The sequence below is a fragment of the Streptomyces mutabilis genome (genome assembly GCF_014649815.1).
In the GTDB taxonomy this organism is placed as follows: Bacteria; Actinomycetota; Actinomycetes; order Streptomycetales; family Streptomycetaceae; genus Streptomyces; species Streptomyces mutabilis.
Genome location: NZ_BMTT01000007.1, coordinates 197,617 through 214,049 on the forward strand (window position 1 = coordinate 197,617; position 16,433 = coordinate 214,049).

Annotated in this window: 10 protein-coding genes and 1 pseudogene; 7 read left to right on the forward strand and 4 right to left on the reverse strand. The window is 72.4% G+C overall.

What is annotated here, in order from left to right; all coding sequences use genetic code 11:
• Nucleotides 1-158: 158 nt before the first annotated feature.
• Nucleotides 159-1,049: a cellulose-binding protein gene (locus IE142_RS17435; RefSeq protein ID WP_191886619.1), complete on the forward strand. Its 891-nt coding sequence runs from the start codon at nt 159-161 to the stop codon at nt 1,047-1,049.
• Between the two features lie 165 nt (nt 1,050-1,214).
• On the opposite strand, the gene IE142_RS17440 is transcribed toward IE142_RS17435, so the two are convergent.
• Nucleotides 1,215-2,726 carry an MFS transporter gene (locus IE142_RS17440; protein WP_191886709.1) on the reverse strand — a complete coding sequence of 504 codons (1,512 nt, stop codon included), beginning with the start codon at nt 2,724-2,726 and terminating at the stop codon, nt 1,215-1,217.
• Nucleotides 2,727-3,242: 516 nt separating this feature from the next.
• Here IE142_RS17440 and IE142_RS17445 point away from each other — a divergent pair.
• The 3 genes from IE142_RS17445 to mfd all read left to right on the forward strand — a co-directional run bounded on the left by IE142_RS17445 (nt 3,243) and on the right by mfd (nt 10,502).
• Entirely contained in the window at nt 3,243-4,031 is a 789-nt protein-coding gene (locus tag IE142_RS17445) for an ABC transporter ATP-binding protein (protein ID WP_043372205.1), read from the forward strand.
• The gene (locus IE142_RS17450) at nt 4,028-6,595 is read left to right on the forward strand and encodes an ABC transporter permease (protein ID WP_191886620.1); all 2,568 of its coding nucleotides are present in this window, start codon (nt 4,028-4,030) and stop codon (nt 6,593-6,595) included. Before IE142_RS17445 ends, IE142_RS17450 begins: the two co-directional genes overlap by 4 nt.
• A gap of 373 nt (nt 6,596-6,968) precedes the next feature.
• On the forward strand, nt 6,969-10,502 hold the full coding sequence (mfd, locus tag IE142_RS17455) for a transcription-repair coupling factor (protein WP_191886621.1): 3,534 nt from the start codon (nt 6,969-6,971) through the stop codon (nt 10,500-10,502).
• An 85-nt stretch (nt 10,503-10,587) separates the two neighbouring features.
• Here mfd and IE142_RS17460 read toward each other — a convergent pair whose 3' ends face one another.
• Nucleotides 10,588-10,788: an antitoxin gene (locus tag IE142_RS17460; protein ID WP_043372210.1), complete on the reverse strand. Its 201-nt coding sequence runs from the start codon at nt 10,786-10,788 to the stop codon at nt 10,588-10,590.
• A gap of 135 nt (nt 10,789-10,923) precedes the next feature.
• Here IE142_RS17460 and IE142_RS17465 point away from each other — a divergent pair, with 135 nt between their 5' ends.
• Both IE142_RS17465 and IE142_RS17470 read left to right on the forward strand, forming a co-directional pair.
• Nucleotides 10,924-11,694, forward strand: coding sequence for an HNH endonuclease family protein (locus tag IE142_RS17465; RefSeq protein WP_191886622.1), 771 nt, complete (start codon nt 10,924-10,926; stop codon nt 11,692-11,694).
• A 67-nt stretch (nt 11,695-11,761) separates the two neighbouring features.
• Nucleotides 11,762-12,461 (forward strand): annotated as a pseudogene (locus tag IE142_RS17470) (N-acetyltransferase).
• An 81-nt stretch (nt 12,462-12,542) separates the two neighbouring features.
• Here IE142_RS17470 and IE142_RS17475 read toward each other — a convergent pair.
• Together IE142_RS17475 and IE142_RS17480 are read right to left on the reverse strand one after the other, a co-directional pair.
• Nucleotides 12,543-13,358: a hypothetical protein gene (locus IE142_RS17475; protein WP_191886623.1), complete on the reverse strand. Its 816-nt coding sequence runs from the start codon at nt 13,356-13,358 to the stop codon at nt 12,543-12,545.
• 199 nt (nt 13,359-13,557) lie between these two features.
• Entirely contained in the window at nt 13,558-14,040 is a 483-nt protein-coding gene (locus IE142_RS17480; RefSeq protein ID WP_191886624.1) for a hypothetical protein, read from the reverse strand.
• Between the two features lie 191 nt (nt 14,041-14,231).
• On the opposite strand from IE142_RS17480, the gene IE142_RS17485 reads away from it, so the two are divergent.
• Nucleotides 14,232-16,421 (forward strand): N-6 DNA methylase, encoded by a 2,190-nt coding sequence (locus IE142_RS17485; RefSeq protein WP_191886625.1) that lies wholly within the window; start codon nt 14,232-14,234, stop codon nt 16,419-16,421.
• Nucleotides 16,422-16,433 lie beyond the last annotated feature (12 nt).

Here is a 16,433-nt window from a genome sequence, read left to right on the forward strand (position 1 = left end):
CGCGACGGGCGGGGCCCGGTCGGCCGATGAGGCGACCGGGCCCCGCCCTTTTGGGTGCGGCGGGTGGTGCGGTGTGTCGCATTATGAGGGCTTACGTCTGATCCATAAAGTCGGTTAAGTCCATTTACTGCGGCAGGTTCCCCACAGGGGTGATGAGCATGACCAGCGCATCGGCGTCCCCCCACGGCTTCGTGACCGTACGCGGGCGCGAGCGCGGCTACCGTCCGGAACAGGTGGAGGAGTTGGCCGCGGCCCTCTCCGAGGAGCGGGACGCGGCCTGGGAACGGGCCGCCCGGCTCACCGTGCTCGCCCGCGAGATGGGCGCGGAACTGGCGCGGCTGCGGGAGGTGGTGGCGCGGCTCGCTCCGCAGGACTACGAGGCGCTCGGGCAGCGTGCGCGGACCCTGTTCCGGCTCGGCGGGGAGGAGGCGGAGGCCGTACGGGCGCGGGCGCGGGCCGAGGCGGACGGGCTGCTGGAGGAGGCGCGGGCGTACGCGGCCGGTGTGCGCGAGGCGGCGCAGGCGCACGCCGACGACGTACGCGCGGAGGCCGACGAGCGGGCCCGGCAGCGGCTGCTCGCGGCGCGGGCGGAGGCCGACGAGGCGCGGATCGAGGCGCGGCGCGAGGTGAGGGCCGGGCGCGGGGAGGCGCTGGCCGCGCTGCGCGAGATGCGCAGGAGGACCGCCGGGATGCTCGCCGAGCAGAGCAGGGAGCACGCCGAGCGGTGGGCCGCTCAGGAGCGTACGGAGGAGGAGGCGTCGCGGGCGGTGGACGCGCACCACGCCGAGCTGGTGGCGCGTGCCGAGCAGGAGCTGTGCGAGGCGAAGGCAGCCCTGGCCGAGGCGGAGGAGGCGGCGGTGCGGTGGCAGGAGGAGGCCCGGGCCAGGGCGGCCGAGGTGGTCGCCGCGGCCCGGGGCCGTCAGGAGCGGATCGCCCGCGAGACGGAGCGGGTGCTGCGCGAGCACGGGGAGCGGTGGGACGAACTCCAGGCCCACGTGGCGTCCGTGCGCAGCAACCTCAGCTCGCTGACGGGCCGGGCGGTGGAGTGACGCCGCGCCGCCGGCATCGTCGTCACTCGCCTCTGCGTACCGCCCCCGCCAGGATCCAGCTCTCCACTTGGCCGGACTGATCGGTCGGGTTCGCGCTTGCTGTGTCGCATCCGGGGTGTTACCCGCGTTGACCAGGATCTTCGCCGGGCGCGGCGGCCCACGAGTTCAGTCCCGGAGTACCGGGAACCGGCGCGGTGCCACCAGCAGCAGTACCAGGAACGCCAGTGCCGCCGCCCCCGCCGCGCCCAGATAGACGGCGTGCACGGCGTCGGCGATCGCCCGCCGTACGGGCTCCCCGGCGGTGTTCGGATCCAGCGCCCGGGTCACGGAGTCGAGTCCCCCGGCGCCGTGGCCGCCCCTGCCGCCGAGCCGTGCGGCCAGCACTCCGTTGGCGATCGCGCCGAAGGCCGCCGCGCCGACGGTCTGCCCGGTCTGACGGCAGAAGAGCACGGACGCCGTCGCCGTGCCCCGCTCCGACCAGTCCACCGTGGACTGGACGCCGACGATGAGCGGAAGCTGGAACAGGCCCAGCGCGCCGCCGAGCAGCAGCATCAGCAGGGTCGGCTGCCAGGCTTCGCCGGGGTAGGGGAGGAAGGGGAAGGCGAACAGGAGCAGGGACGCGGCGCCGATGCCGAGCATCGCCGTGTTGCGGAAGCCGATCCTGCGGTACACGTGCTGACTCAGGGCCGCCGACACCGGCCAACTCAGCGTCCACACCGAGAGCACGAAACCGGCGGCCACGGGCGCCAGGCCCAGCACCGACTGGGCGTAGGTGGGCAGGAAGACGGTCGGCGCCACCATGAGTACGCCCAGGGCGCCGAGGGCGAGGTTCACCGCGGCGATCGTGCGGCGGCGCCACACCCAGCCGGGGATGATCGGCTCCACCGCGCGGCGCTCGATCACCACCACGGCCGCCAGCAGGACGAGGCCGGCGGCGAACAGGGCGAGCGAGGGCGCCGACAGCCACGGCCAGGCCACCCCGCCCTGCACCAGGGCGGTGAGCAGCACGCCGCCACAGGCGAACACGGCCACCGCGCCCGCCCAGTCGACACGCGCGCGCGTGCCGCTCGCCTTCCGCGGCGGCTCATGCAGGTGACGGACGATCAGCCACAGGGCGAGCGCGCCGACCGGCAGGTTGATGAGGAAGATCCAGCGCCAGTCGGCGTACGAGGCCAGCACGCCCCCCAGACCGGGGCCCGCGACGGCGGACACCGCCCACACCGTGGAGAGCCGGGCCTGGATCCTGGGCCGTTCCTCGAGCGGGTAAAGGTCGGCGGCGAGGGTCTGCACCGTGCCCTGCAGGGCGCCGCCGCCCAGGCCCTGGAGGACGCGGAAGGCGATGAGCGCGGCCATGTTCCAGGCCAGTGCGCACAGCAGCGAACCGAGGAGGAACAGCGCGGCGCCCACCACCAGGACCGGCTTGCGGCCGAAGGTGTCGGAGAGCTTGCCGTACACGGGCAGCGTGACGGTGACGGCCAGCAGGTAGCCGGAGAAGAGCCAGGAGAAGAGGGAGAACCCGCCGAGGTCGCCGACGATCTGCGGGACGGCGGTGGAGACGATGGTGGCGTCCAGCGCCGCCAGTGCCATCGCGAGCATCAGGGCGGCGACGACGGCACCACGCCGGTCCGGGCCCGCGCCGGGTGCGGGTTCGCCCACCGCGGGCCTGGTGCCGTCCACGCCCTCCACGCCGTCCACCCGGGTGCCCCCTCTTTTTGTGTTCCCTCTGCATCCATCCGCCGGGATCAGCTTCCCACTTGACCCTGACGCCGCGGGAGGGTGGACGCTCGGTGCGTCACGGGGCGGAGGGCCACCCTGAGGTCGGCTCCACCCATGGGTGGACTGCCCCTAGGGGTACCTCCGTACTACGGGTCGGGGTGGGTTCGTACCGACGGAGGACGAGAGGGGCCCGGCGATGTCCTTAACCTGGCTTCACGCCGCTGGGGGGCGGCGAACCGGACCCGTGGGGGTGGGGTTTTCCCCAGCAGAAGAGTGCGCTGTACCTCAGCGCGCTCGGCACCTGCTTCCGGCCAGACTTCTCGGTAGCAGCGACACGTTCCAGCGCACGACCAGTCGCGGAGCGACTGCGGGCCGGTCGCGGACCGACTGCGGACCAGTTGCACGGCCAAGCGGTACCACTCAGCGTTCACCGCCGGCACCGGCGGCTCAGGTGATGACCGACATAGGAGAATTGACATGACATCGGCCGTAAGTATTCCCGCACACGGGAGCACTGGAGGGCGTACGGCCGTTGCCGCGCGGGCGCGGCAGGTCGTGAAGGCGTACGGGGCGGGGGAGACCCGGGTGGTCGCCCTGGACCACGTGGACGTGGACATCGCCCGGGGCCAGTTCACCGCGATCATGGGGCCTTCGGGCTCCGGCAAGTCCACGCTGATGCACTGCCTGGCGGGCCTGGACACCGTCACGGGCGGGCAGATCTACCTCGACGAGACCGAGATAACCGGCCTGAAGGACAAGAAGCTCACACAACTGCGCCGGGACCGGATCGGGTTCATCTTCCAGGCGTTCAACCTGCTCCCGACGCTGAACGCGATCGAGAACATCACGCTGCCCATGGACATCGCCGGGCGCAAGTACGACCGGGCCTGGCTGGACCGCGTGGTGGAGACCGTCGGGCTCGCCGGGCGGCTCAAGCACCGGCCGACCCAGCTCTCCGGTGGTCAGCAGCAGCGTGTCGCCGTGGCGCGGGCGCTGGCCGCCCGGCCCGAGATCATCTTCGGTGACGAGCCGACCGGAAACCTCGACTCGCGCGCCGGCGCCGAGGTCCTGGGCTTCCTGCGCCGGTCGGTGGACGAGCTGGGCCAGACCATCGTGATGGTCACCCACGACCCGGTGGCCGCCGGCTACGCGGACCGGGTGCTGTACCTCGCCGACGGCCGGATCGTCGACGAGATGCACAGGCCGACCGCGGAAGCCGTCCTCGACCGCATGAAGGACTTCGACGCCCGGGGGCGCACGTCATGACCGTCGTCAAGACCTCGATGCGCAACTTCCTCGCGCACAAGGGCCGAATGGCGCTCTCGGCGGTGGCGGTGCTGCTGTCGGTCGCGTTCGTGTGCGGGACCTTGGTGTTCACGGACACCATGAACACCACCTTCGACAAGCTCTTCGCGGTCACCTCGTCGGACGTGACGGTCGCCCCCAAGGACGCCGAGGCCGAGGACACGCCCCAGAACGGGGTGCCCGAGTCGCTGCCGGCGTCCACGCTGGAGCAGATCCGCTCGGCCGACGGCGTGGCATCGGTCGAGGGCGCGGTCGTCTCGATGAACGTGACGGTCGTCGACGCCGACAACGACAACGTGGGAGCCACCAACGGCGCCCCGACCCTCGCCGGGAACTGGACCGATAACGACCTGCGGTCCATGGAGATCACCTCGGGGCACGCGCCGCGCGGCCCGACCGAGACGATGGTCGACTCCGACACCGCCGACAAGCACGACCTGAAGATCGGCGACGAGCTGCGCACCATCGCGCAGACCGGCGACTTCAAGGCGAAGATCGTCGGCATCGCCTCCTTCACCGTCACCAACCCCGGTGCCGCGGTCGTCTACTTCGACACCCCCACCGCCCAGCGCCAACTGCTCGGCGGCGAGGACCGCTTCAGCCAGTTCAACGTCACCGCCGCGTCCGGCGTCACCGACGCGCAGCTCAAGCGATACGTCTCCGAGGCCCTGGACGGCGGCCCCTTCAAGGTCCAGACGGCCAAGGAGGCGTCCGACGAAGGCCGCGCGGACGTCGGCGAGTTCATGAACGTCATCAAGTACGCCATGCTCGGCTTCGCCGGGATCGCGTTCCTGGTCGGCATCTTCCTGATCATCAACACCTTCTCCATGCTGGTCGCCCAGCGCACCCGCGAGATCGGCCTGATGCGGGCCATCGGCTCCTCCCGCCGGCAGGTCAACCGCTCGGTGCTGGTCGAGGCGCTGCTCCTCGGCATCGTCGGTTCCGTCCTCGGCGTCGCGGCCGGTGTCGGAATCGCCGTCGGCCTGATGAAGCTGATGTCGGCGGCGGGCATGAACCTGTCCACCGACGACCTGACCATCAAGACGACGACCCCCGTGGTCGGTCTGGTCCTCGGCATCGTGGTCACCGTCCTGGCCGCCTACCTCCCGGCCCGTCGCGCCGGCAAGATCTCCCCGATGGCCGCCCTGCGCGACGCCGGTACGCCGGCCGACGGCAAGGCCGGCTGGATACGCGGCCTGATCGGCCTGGTCCTCACCGGCGCCGGCGCCGCGGCCCTGTTCACGGCCGCCGCCGCCGACAAGGCGAGCGAGGGCTCGATGATGCTCGGCGCGGGCATCGTGCTGACCCTCATCGGCTTCGTCGTCATCGGCCCGCTGCTCGCAGGCTTCGTGGTACGGGTGATCAGCGCGGTGCTGCTGCGGGCCTTCGGCCCGGTGGGACGCCTGGCCGAGCGCAACGCCCTGCGCAACCCGCGCCGCACCGGCGCCACGGGTGCCGCCCTGATGATCGGCCTCGCGCTGGTGGCCTGCCTGTCCGTCGTCGGTTCCTCCATGGTCGCCTCGGCCACGAGCGAGCTGGACAAGACGGTCGGCGCGGACTTCATCGTCCAGGGCAACCAGCGGATCGTGCCGCAGGCCGAGGAGGCGATGCAGGACACGCCCGGCCTGGAGCACGTCACCAGCTACAAGATGCTCGACGCCACGCTGACCTCGCCCGACGGCAAGACCGACGACGACGGGGTCACGGCCGCCGACCCGACCTACGCCGAGGACGTGCGCCGCGCGACGACGGAGGGCGAGCTCTCCGCCGCCTACGGCACCGACGCCATGTCGGTCGGCTCGCACTACGCGAAGAAGCACGGCGTGCACGTCGGCGACACGATCTCCGTCGCCTTCGAGGGCGGCGAGACCGCGAAGCTGAAGGTCGCCGCGATCACGAGCGACGACGTCGCCATCGACCAGGGCGCGCGGTACATCAGCATCGAGACGATGCGGAAGTACCTGCCGGCCGAGAACGTCCCGCCGAACACGATCATGTTCGCCAAGGCCGAGGAGGGCCAGGCGGACCAGGCCTACGCGGCGCTGAAGAAGTCCCTGGACGCCTACCCGCAGTACCAGGTGGCCGACCAGACCGACTACAAGCAGGAGCTGAAGGACCAGGTCGGCCAGCTGCTGAACATGGTCTACGGTCTGCTCGCCCTGGCGATCATCGTCGCGGTCCTCGGTGTGGTGAACACGCTGGCCCTGTCGGTGGTCGAGCGGACCCGCGAGATCGGCCTGATGCGGGCGATCGGCCTCTCCCGCCGCCAGCTGCGCCGGATGATCCGCCTGGAATCCGTCGTCATCGCCCTCTTCGGTGCCCTGCTGGGCCTGGGGCTGGGCATGGGCTGGGGCACCACGGCACAGAAGCTGCTCGCCCTGGAGGGACTGAACGTCCTCGACATCCCCTGGCCGACGATCATCGGCGTCTTCATCGGCTCGGCGTTCGTGGGGCTGTTCGCGGCCCTGGTCCCGGCCTTCCGGGCCGGCCGCATGAACGTCCTGAACGCGATCGCGACGGAGTAGCACCCGACCCGACAGCCACCGCACACGGGGGTTGCGGGGGAAAGGGCCCGGCGCCGAGTCCACATCGACTCGGCGCCGGGCCTTTCGTGACGGTGACACGTGCTGCTGCCGCGTCCCGCCGCCGAGTCGTCCGTCACCCCGGGCGTTCACCCTTTCCACCCACCGAGTCGGGCAGTGGGTGGGCCCAGGCCCCGGGGCCCAGGGGGCGGGGCCCCGGGGACGGCCACCGTGGCACCCGCCACCACACACCCCGCGCCGTCCACAGCCCCCGGCGCACGCGAGCGCAGCGTCGTACGCTGGACACCCCCGGCCCTCACCCCGCCGGGCTACTCGTGTTGTCCACCCCAGCACCCAGGACGGAAGCGCCCCCTCCATGAGCCTGCACGGTCTGCTCGACGCCGTCGTCAAGGACACCGCCCTCGCGGAAGCGATCACGGCGGCCGCAGACGGCAACCGCATGCACGTCGACCTGGTCGGCCCGCCCGCCGCCCGAGCCTTCTCGGTCGCCGCGCTGGCCCGGGAGACCGGCCGCACCGTGCTGGCGGTGACCGCGACGGGCCGCGAGGCGGAGGACCTGGCCGCCGCCCTGCGCTCCCTGCTGCCCCCCGAGGGCGTCGTGGAGTACCCCTCCTGGGAGACCCTCCCGCACGAACGGCTCAGCCCCCGCAGCGACACCGTCGGCCGCCGCCTCGCCGTCCTGCGCCGCCTGGCCCACCCCCGCCCCGACGACCCCGAGACCGGCCCGGTCTCCGTCGTCGTCGCGCCCGTACGCTCCGTGCTCCAGCCGCAGGTCAAGGGCCTCGGCGACCTGGAGCCGGTCGCCCTGCGCACCGGCTCCACCGCCGACCTGAACGAGGTCGTCGAAGCCCTCGCGGCCGCTGCGTACGCACGCGTGGAGCTGGTGGAGAAGCGCGGCGAGTTCGCCGTACGCGGCGGGATCCTGGACGTCTTCCCGCCGACGGAGGAGCATCCCCTCCGCGTCGAGTTCTGGGGCGACGACGTCGAGGAGATCCGCTACTTCAAGGTCGCCGACCAGCGTTCCCTGGAGGTCGCCGAGCACGGCCTGTGGGCCCCGCCCTGCCGCGAGCTGCTGCTGACGCCGGACGTGCGGGAGCGGGCCGCCGCCCTCGCCGAGGACCACCCGGAGCTGGGCGAGCTGCTCGGCAAGATCGCCGAGGGCATCGCGGTGGAGGGCATGGAGTCCCTGGCCCCCGTTCTCGTCGACGACATGGAACTGCTCCTCGACGTGCTGCCCAAGGGCGCCATGGCCGTGGTCTGCGACCCGGAGCGGGTGCGCACCCGCGCAGCCGACCTGGTCGCCACCTCGCAGGAGTTCCTCCAGGCCTCCTGGGCGGCCACCGCCGGCGGCGGCGAGGCGCCGATCGACGTAGACGCGGCCTCCCTGTGGTCCATCGCGGACGTCCGGGACCGGGCCCGTGAACTGGACATGATGTGGTGGTCGGTCTCCCCCTTCGCCGCCGACGACGCGCTGGAGGAGGCCGACACCCTCAAGCTCGGCATGCACGCCCCCGAGACCTACCGCGGCGACACCGCGAAGGCGCTGGCGGACACCAAGGGCTGGCTCGCCGACGGCTGGCGCGCGGTCTACCTCACCGAGGGGCACGGCCCGGCCGCCCGCACCGTCGAGGTCCTCGGCGGCGAGGGCATCGCGGCCCGGCTCGACAACGACCTGGACACGCTCAGCCCCTCCGTCGTCCACGTCTCCTGCGGCTCGATCGACCACGGTTTCGTCGACCGGGCGCTCAAGCTCGCCGTCCTCACCGAGACCGACCTGACCGGGCAGAAGGCCGCCGGCCGCGAGGGCGCCCGGATGCCGGCCCGGCGCCGCAAGACCATCGACCCGCTCACCCTGGAGGCGGGCGACTACATCGTCCACGAGCAGCACGGCGTCGGCCGCTACATCGAGATGGTCCAGCGCACCGTGCAGGGCGCCACCCGCGAGTACCTGGTCGTCGAGTACGCCCCCGCCAAGCGCGGCCAGCCCGGCGACCGCCTCTACATCCCCACCGACCAGCTGGAGCAGATCACCAAGTACGTCGGCGGCGAGGCCCCCACCCTGCACCGCCTGGGCGGCGCGGACTGGACGAAGACCAAGGCCCGCGCGAAGAAGGCGGTCAAGGAGATCGCCGCCGACCTGATCAAGCTCTACAGCGCGCGGATGGCGGCGCCCGGCCACGCGTTCGGTGCGGACACCCCTTGGCAGCGCGAACTGGAGGACGCGTTCCCCTACGCGGAGACGCCCGACCAGCTGACCACCATCGCCGAGGTCAAGGAGGACATGGAGAAGACGGTCCCCATGGACCGCCTGATCTGCGGCGACGTCGGCTACGGCAAGACGGAGATCGCGGTCCGCGCCGCCTTCAAGGCGGTCCAGGACGGCAAGCAGGTCGCCGTTCTCGTCCCGACCACCCTGCTGGTGCAGCAGCACTTCGGTACGTTCAGCGAGCGGTACGCGCAGTTCCCGGTGAGCGTGAAGGCGCTGTCCCGCTTCCAGAGCGACACCGAGGCGAAGGCGACCCTGGAGGGCCTGCGCGAGGGCTCGGTGGACATCGTCATCGGCACCCACCGCCTGTTCTCGTCCGAGACCAAGTTCAAGGACCTGGGCCTGGTCATCGTCGACGAGGAGCAGCGCTTCGGCGTCGAGCACAAGGAGCAGCTGAAGAAGCTCCGCGCCAACGTCGACGTCCTGACCATGTCCGCCACCCCGATCCCGCGCACCCTGGAGATGGCGGTCACCGGCATCCGAGAGATGTCGACGATCACCACCCCGCCGGAGGAGCGCCACCCGGTGCTGACCTTCGTCGGCCCCTACGAGCACAAGCAGATCGGCGCCGCCATCCGCCGCGAGCTGCTGCGCGAGGGCCAGGTCTTCTACATCCACAACCGTGTCGAGTCCATCGACCGCGCGGCGGCCAAACTCCGCGAGATCGTCCCCGAGGCGCGGATCGCCACCGCCCACGGCCAGATGTCGGAGCAGGCGCTGGAGCAGGTCGTCGTCGACTTCTGGGAGAAGAAGTTCGACGTGCTGGTCTCCACGACCATCGTCGAGTCCGGCATCGACATCTCCAACGCCAACACCCTCATCGTCGAGCGCGGCGACAACTTCGGCCTCAGCCAGCTCCACCAGCTGCGCGGCCGCGTAGGCCGTGGCCGTGAGCGCGGCTACGCCTACTTCCTCTACCCGCCGGAGAAGCCGCTGACGGAGACGGCGCACGAGCGCCTGGCGACCATCGCCCAGCACACCGAGATGGGCGCGGGCATGTACGTGGCGATGAAGGACCTGGAGATCCGCGGCGCGGGCAACCTGCTGGGCGGCGAGCAGTCCGGCCACATCGCGGGCGTCGGCTTCGACCTGTACGTGCGGATGGTCGGCGAGGCGGTCGCCGACTACCGGGCCTCCCTGGAGGGCGGCGTGGAGGAGGAGCCGCCGCTCGAGGTCAAGATCGAGCTGCCCGTCGACGCGCACGTCCCGCACGACTACGCTCCCGGCGAGCGGCTGCGGCTCCAGGCGTACCGGTCCATCGCGTCCGCCAACAGCGAGGAGGACATCAAGGCCGTACGCGAGGAACTCGTCGACCGGTACGGCAAGCTGCCGGAGCCGGTGGAGAACCTGCTCCTGGTCGCGGGCCTGCGCATGCTCGCGCGGGCGTGCGCCGTCGGCGAGATCGTGCTCCAGGGCAACAACATCCGCTTCGCGCCGGTGGAGTTGCGCGAGTCCCAGGAGCTGCGGCTCAAGCGGCTCTACCCCGGTTCCGTCATCAAGTCGGGCACCCACCAGGTCCTCGTGCCGCGTCCGAAGACCGCGAAGGTGGGCGGCAAGCCACTGGTCGGGCGCGAACTGCTCGGCTGGGTGGGGGAGTTCCTGACCTCGATCCTGGGGTCCTGAGCCGGGGCGCGGCCGCCGGGAAACCGAGGAAGCCGTCCACGGGGGACAGGTCCCGTGGACGGCTTCACTGTGTGCTGGGGAGAGACTACTGCTGGTCCGGCCGGTTGCCTCCACCCTCACGCCCGAAGCCGAGCCTGTCCTCGGCCCGCTTCTGCGCGGCGTCGACCTGCTTCTCGTGCTTGCCGCCGGTCCTCTGGTTGACCTGGCGTTCGGCCGTGTCGGACATCTTCCTGGACCTGTCCTTGTCCTTGCCGGCCATGCTCTTCATCTTGTCGAGGATGCCCATGCAGAGCTCCTTCCGGGACGTGACTCACTGTCGACCGTACGACAGGAATGTCCGGCATGCCCGCCGAGGCCCCCTATGGTCTGAACCTCTTCCTGGCTACCGTGGTCCCTGCGGACGGCAAGGGGAGGGGTGCTCATGAGGCGGCACGGCAGGATCCGTAACGGCTGGGCCGCGGGCGCGGCCCTCGCGCTGGCTTTGGTCACCGGATGCGAAGGCATGGAGGGCGACGGAGCCGCACCGCCGGGCGACGGGGGCGCGGCACCGGCCGCGGGCCGGGCCGTCAGCCCGCTGCGCAACCCGGACGGCACCGCACCCGGCCTCGCCCCCGTCACGGGCGACGCCGGCGAGGCGAGCGCCCGCGAGCTCATCGAGGGACTGAAGACCAAGGGGCGCGGTCCCAGGACGGGGTACGACCGCGACGAGTTCGGCTACGCCTGGATGGACACGGCCGACGGCGTGCCGCTCGCGAGGAACGGGTGCGACACCCGGAACGATCTCCTGCGTCGTGATGGCCAGGATCTCCGTTTCCGAGCGGGCTCGGACTGCGTCGTCATCGCCATGACGCTGGACGACCCGTACACCGGGACGACCATCGAGTGGCGCAAGCAGGAGGCCGCCGAGGTCCAGATCGACCACGTGGTGCCACTGTCGTACAGCTGGCAGATGGGTTCGTCGCGCTGGCCGCAGAGCAAGCGCGAGCAGATCGCCAACGACGTGCTCAACCTGCTCCCCGTCCAGGGGCGGGCCAACTCGGCCAAGGGCGACTCCGGACCCGCGGCCTGGCTGCCGCCCGACAAGCGGATCAGGTGCGCCTACGCGGTCCGCTTCGCCCAGGTCGCCGTCAAGTACGAACTGCCGGTGACGGCCCCCGACAAGGCAATGATGCTGAAGCAGTGCGGCGGCTGACGAGGCCGAGGCGACCGCTACCGGCCGCGGGCCGACGCCCGTGGAGGGGCGGGACAAGCGTTCGGAGATGCTGGACCGGGTCCGGGAGATGGCCGACAGCTGGCCCGCGTTCGCCGTCGAGGACCTCTCGGCCAACGCCCACTGCCCGCGCATCGCCGTCGAGCTGCCGCAGTACGGGCAGTTCGCCGAGGACGAGCACGGCGAGGTCGTCGCCCACGGGCACAGCGTGCCGTTCGCCCTGCACACCGAGGGGCGCGGCACGCTGCCCGCCCGGGGTTGGGCCGAAGTGCTCGTCTGGGCCTTCAGCGACCTGCGCCGCGGGGTGCGCCCCGACACCGTCAGCGCCGTCACCGTCGCCCCGCACGACCAGGGGCTCGGGCTGTCCGGCAGGATGCTCGCCGCGATGCGCGACAACGCCCGCGCCCTCGGCTTCCGCGAGGTCGTCGCCCCCGTCCGCCCCAGCGCCAAGCACCTCGAACCCCACGCCCCCATCGAGGAGTACGCCCGCCGCCTGCGCCCGGACGGCCTGCCCCACGACCCCTGGCTGCGCGTCCACGCGCGGGCCGGTGCCACCGTCGACTCCGTGGCCCCGGCCTCCATGACCGTCTGGCGGCTCGCTGGACCAGTGGCGGAACTGGACGGGCCTGCCCTTCGACACCGCCGGGGACGTCGAGGTCCCGGGCGCCCTGGTGCCGGTGCGCTGCGAACCGGAAGGCGGGTACGCGGTGTACGTCGAGCCCAACGTGTGGATGCGGCACCCGCTGTGACCGCCCGGGGCGAGGGCGTTCAGGACGGGTGCCGCACGTGCCGTCACAGGCGGGCGGCTCGTCGCGCGCCGGCACCGGTGCTCAGGCGTCGAGTCCGTTCATCGCGTCCAGGTCGATGACGTCCCCGGTGGGGGCGTCGGCGGGCACCGGCTCGTCGTAGTCGCCGAAGGTGAGGGCGCCCGCGCCGGTCTCGGACTCGTCCTCGTAGCGCAGCAGGTAGGGCTCGCCCTCGGAGGCGATGTAGAGCGTGCTGCGGTCCGGGCCGTCCGTCTCCCGCAGGGTGATCGCCGGTGTGCCGTCGACGGTGGTGGCCTTGCCGCGGGTCACCGTCGGTTCACCGTCCCCGCCGCCGTCGTCGTCGGCGCCGTCCAGCATCGTGTCCAGGTCGCAGAAGGTCGTCATGTCCTTCGCGTCCGGGCCGGTCGCCGACATCTTGGTCCACCGGCCGGCCAGCAGCGACACGAGGGCCTCCGTGTCCGCCTGCGGCTGTCCCTCGCTCTGCGCCCTCAGGAACCGCTCGTCGTACTTCAGGTAGACGGTGTCGCCGGTCTTGATGAGCTCGGCCTCGCCCTGGCCGTCCATGCTCATCGTGCCGGCGCACTCGCCCTTCCGGTCCAGGGCGAGGTCGATCCGTATGGTGCCGCCGCTCTCCTCGTCCGGGACGTCGCCCGTCATGCGCAGTGAGCGGGCTCCGGTGGTGGCCTCGAAGGCGCGCTCGGAGATCTCCGCGGCGCTCAGGCCGGCGAACGGTTCCGCCGACGGGGGTGCCGAACCCGTCGACGCGGCGTCGGTCCCGCCGGTGTCGTCCTGGCCGGACTGGCATCCGGTCAGGCTCGCGGTGGCCACGGCGGCGAGGAAGAGAGCGGTGAACGTGGTGTGGCGCGCGGGCCGGCGCATGGCGGAGTCCCCCCAGGAATTCCAGCGGATGGTGAGTGATGAGTGGTGAGTGGTGAGTGATGAATGGTGATCGGTGGCGCGTTTCGTGGTGCGTGCACGGAGTGATGACCGCAGCGATTGCGCCGCTTGCGTGACGGAGCCGGAAACGGTGGTCGACGGCGGCGGCCGCCGACGATGACGTGAAGGAGCCGCCGTACGCTCAGAAGTTGCCGTTGCCGAGCAGTTCGCCGTCGGCATCGTAGACGGTCACGAGGCCGTTCTCGCTCTGCTTCCAGTCGGCGAACGCGGAGGCGATGAGCTTGGCGGGGCCCGTGCCCTCGCCCATGATGCCGCCGGTGAAGTCGGTGTAGACGTCGGCGGCGTCGAGGATGTCGTTCTGCTCCTCGGCGCCCTGCACCTTGGTGACGTGGGCGACGGCCTCCCTCTCCGACGGCGTTCCGTTCTTCTCCACGAACGCCTTGAACCGGTCGGCCTGGGACGCCTTCTCGGCGGCCTCCTCCTCGGCCGGCTTCGCGGCGGGCGCGCCGTCGCCCTTCGTGCCGCCGGGTTTCTCCTCGGCACCGGCGGAGGTCCGGTTGTCGCTCTTGTCCTCGCCGCCCCCGTCGCCGGAGTTCGCCGACACCGCGCCGATGACGACGATCCCCACCACGGCGCCCAGCGCGATCCTGGACTTCATGCCCATGACTGTCTCCCCTCCCGGTGCGGCAACCGCCAGCCGATCGGCGGTTGCTCGTTGGCGGGGTCAATAAGACCAGAGTCCGTGAACCGAGTCAACCAAGTTCACGTCGGGCAGTGTGTACACGGGCGTGAATCGGGTTCGGCGAGTACGTCGGTATGCTCGGCGTCACACATGTGACGAGGGGAGCCGCGCCGGTGCAGGACAACGCGACTGAAGTGACCGCCGCCGGGATCGCGCGGCTCGCCGGCGTCGGCCGGGCCGCCGTGAGCAACTGGCGCCGCCGCCACGCTGACTTCCCCAAGCCGGTCGGCGGCACCGAGACCAGCCCCTCCTTCGCCCTCGCCGAAGTGGAGGGCTGGCTGCGCACCCACAGCAAACTCGCCGAGGTGCCTCTGAGGGAGCGGGTCTGGCAACAGGTCGTCGGCCACCCCGAGGGGCCGGTCACCGCACTCACCCACGCCGGCTGCGCCCTGCTGCTCATCAACGACCGCCCCACGCTCTGGCTGGAGGTGAGCGCCGGCTCCGACGAACGGCTCGCCGCGATGCTCCCCGAAGCGCTGGACCAGGTGCTGACCCCGCGTTTCGGGACGGTGCGCCCGGGGCGCCGCAGTCGGGGAGGGCGGACGGACGCGGCTCCCCGCGCCGGAACACCGACCGGTACGTCAGCCGCTGTGAACCCACCCGCCGGTGACCGCGCGACCTCCACTGTTCACACGGAACCCGCCGTCAACACGCCCGCCCTCCAGAACCTCACCGGCCCCGCCGCCCTCGTCTCCGCCCCCCTCCTGCGCGGCACCGCCGAACTCGCCGCCGAACTCGGCGCCCGGCAGGCCTTCGAGTTCCTGCTCGGCCGCCACCTCGACGCCAATCCGCGCCAGTACACGCTCACCCCCGCCGACCTGGCCGACCTCATGGCCGACCTGGCCGGCCCCGCCCGCACCGTCCTCGACCCCGCCTGTGGCACCGGCGCCCTCCTGCGCGCCGGCGCGCCCGACGGTCCGGCCCCCCGCCCCGGGCAGGACGGCCTGCGCCTCCACGCCCAGGACGGCGCCCCCGACCTCGCCGCCCTCACCGCGCTCCGGCTCGCCCTGCACACCCGCGCCACCGTCCGGGCCGCCGCCGGCGACACCCTGCGCGCCGACGCCTTCCCCGACCTGCGCGCCGACGCCGTCCTGTGCCATCCGCCGTTCAACGAACGCAACTGGGGGCACGACGAACTCGCCTACGACGCACGCTGGGAGTACGGGTTTCCGGCCCGCACCGAGTCCGAGCTGGCCTGGGTGCAGCACGCCCTCGCCCGCCTGCGCGACGACGGCACCGCCGTCCTCCTCATGCCGCCCGCCGCCGCCTCCCGCCGCTCCGGCCGCCGCATCCGCGCCGACCTGCTGCGCCGAGGAGCCCTGCGGGCCGTGATCGCGCTGCCGGCCGGCGCCGCACCGCCGTACAGCATCCCGCTCCACCTGTGGGTACTGCGCCGCCCCGGCAAGGCGCCCGCACAGCCCGAGGTACTGCTCGCCGACGCGGGGCAGTTCACCGGCGAGGGGCGCGGCGGGCCGGACTGGCGGGCCGTGCGGGAGGCCGTACTCGGCGCCTGGCGGGACTTCGACCGGGCCGGCCACCTCGACGAACGGCCCGGCCTGGCCCGCTCCCTGCCCGTCATCGAACTCCTCGACGACGACGTCGACCTGGCCCCCGCCCGCCACCTGCCGCCCCCCGCCGCAGACGGCCCCGGACGGCTCACGGACGTACGCGAACGCCTCGGCGAGACGCTGCGCCTGACCGTCGACCTCACCCCCGCGGCGGCCGACTCCGCGCAGACCGCGCCCCGCTGGCCGCTCACCACCGTCGGTGAACTCGCCCGCGGCGGCGCCCTGCTGCTGCGCTCCGGCGGGAACGGCGGCCGCGCGCGCGTGCCGGTACTCACCGACCACGACGTGCTCGCCGGCACCACCCCCTCGGGCACCCTCCCCGAGAGCGACGAGGAGCCCGTGCTCACCGAACCCGGTGACGTCGTCGTCCCGGTCCTCGGCGGCGGCTCGGTGGCCCGCGTCATCGACGACGCCACCGCCGGCGCCGCCCTGGGGCGCAACCTCGCCCTCCTGCGCCCCGACCCCGCCGCGCTCGACCCCTGGTTCCTCGCCGGGTTCCTGCGCGGCACCGCCAACAACCGCCAGGCCAGCAGCTACGCCTCCACCGCCACCCGCCTCGACGTCCGCCGCCTCCAACTGCCCCGGCTCCCGCTCGACGCCCAGCACCGCTACGGCGACCGGTTCCGCGCCCTCGACGAGTTCGAGCGCGCGCTCAGGCTCGCGGGCCGCCTCGGCGAACAGCTCGTACGGGGCATGTACGACGGGCTCACGGACGGCTCCGTGGCTCCGGACTGAGGGACCGCGCGT

Bases quoted from the DNA above. Each gene is read 5' to 3' on its own strand.
- IE142_RS17480 (WP_191886624.1), bottom strand. From the start codon at position 14,040: ATGGGCATGAAGTCCAGGATCGCGCTGGGCGCCGTGGTGGGGATCGTC.
- IE142_RS17460 (WP_043372210.1), bottom strand. From the start codon at position 10,788: ATGGGCATCCTCGACAAGATGAAGAGCATGGCCGGCAAGGACAAGGAC.
- IE142_RS17465 (WP_191886622.1), top strand. From the start codon at position 10,924: ATGAGGCGGCACGGCAGGATCCGTAACGGCTGGGCCGCGGGCGCGGCC.
- IE142_RS17450 (WP_191886620.1), top strand. From the start codon at position 4,028: ATGACCGTCGTCAAGACCTCGATGCGCAACTTCCTCGCGCACAAGGGC.
- mfd (WP_191886621.1), top strand. From the start codon at position 6,969: ATGAGCCTGCACGGTCTGCTCGACGCCGTCGTCAAGGACACCGCCCTC.
- IE142_RS17445 (WP_043372205.1), top strand. From the start codon at position 3,243: ATGACATCGGCCGTAAGTATTCCCGCACACGGGAGCACTGGAGGGCGT.
- IE142_RS17475 (WP_191886623.1), bottom strand. From the start codon at position 13,358: ATGCGCCGGCCCGCGCGCCACACCACGTTCACCGCTCTCTTCCTCGCC.
- IE142_RS17435 (WP_191886619.1), top strand. From the start codon at position 159: ATGACCAGCGCATCGGCGTCCCCCCACGGCTTCGTGACCGTACGCGGG.